1 protein-coding gene is annotated in these 313 nt (G+C 75.7%); it reads left to right on the top strand.

What is annotated here, in order from left to right; all coding sequences use genetic code 11:
* A partial coding sequence (locus IH13_RS0116805) for a protein phosphatase 2C domain-containing protein (RefSeq protein ID WP_031085242.1) occupies nucleotides 1-313 on the top strand: 313 nt, incomplete at both ends.

Genomic DNA, 313 nt, shown 5'->3' with positions numbered 1-313 from the left:
ACCGTCGTCGCCATCGTCTGCGACGGCGTCTCGTCCGCGAGCCGCCCCGACGAGGCCTCCGCCGCCGCGGCGGGCCCCGCCAACGAGTCGCTGCTGACGTCGCTGCCGCGCGGCACGCACCCCCAGCAGGCGATGCACGAGGCGATCCTGGCCGCGTCCGAGGCGGTCAACGCCCTGGCCCAGGAGCCCGGTCAGGCGATGGAGCACGACGCGCACCGCCACCAGAACGCCCCGGCCTGCACCCTGGTCGGCGCGATCATGGCCGGCGACCTGCTGGTCGTCGGCTGGGTGGGCGACAGCCGCGTCTACTGGG

The organism is Streptomyces sp. NRRL WC-3549 (assembly GCF_000721935.1).
Taxonomy (GTDB): Bacteria; Actinomycetota; Actinomycetes; order Streptomycetales; family Streptomycetaceae; genus Streptomyces.
This window is presented reverse-complemented; position numbering and strand designations above follow the sequence as displayed.